Annotated in this window: 1 protein-coding gene; it reads right to left on the bottom strand. The window is 70.2% G+C overall.

Going from position 1 to position 429, the window contains the following annotated elements; translation table 11 throughout:
• Positions 1-429 (bottom strand): hypothetical protein (locus H7U32_RS10575; protein WP_239457692.1); only part of this gene is annotated, 429 nt, incomplete at both ends.

Genomic DNA, 429 nt, shown 5'->3' with positions numbered 1-429 from the left:
CTCCTTGCGAGAGACGTTGACGAGGCCGAGCGACCCCCCGAAGACCTGCACCCACGGTTCTCCCAGGTGCAGCCCGGCCCAGCCGAAACCCCGCCAGTAGGCGGCGCGCTGCCAGACGGTGGAGGCGCGATCGCGCCGGACGCGCATCGGATTGCCGGTGGTCCCTCCCGTCACGCCGATCTCGACGTGCGCGTCATCGATGTCGTCGGCGCGCAGGGCCGCGTGCTGCTCGCGCAGCATGTCCTTGGTGAGGATGGGCAGCTTCGGCAGGTCCGCCAGTCCCTGGATCGACATCGGCTGCACCCCGGCGTCGTTCATCAGCCGCCGGTAGTAGGGCACGTGCCCGTAGGCGTGGGCAACGAGGCGCCGCAGCTTCTCGTCCCGAAACCGGAGCAGGCGCTCGCGCGACCAGTGCTGACTCTCCTCGAG

This window comes from Bifidobacterium pullorum subsp. saeculare, from assembly GCF_016899725.1.
Taxonomy (GTDB): domain Bacteria; phylum Actinomycetota; class Actinomycetes; order Actinomycetales; family Bifidobacteriaceae; genus Bifidobacterium; species Bifidobacterium pullorum_C.
The sequence above is the reverse complement of the archived record's forward strand: the minus strand, read 5'-3'. Positions and strand labels throughout refer to the sequence as shown.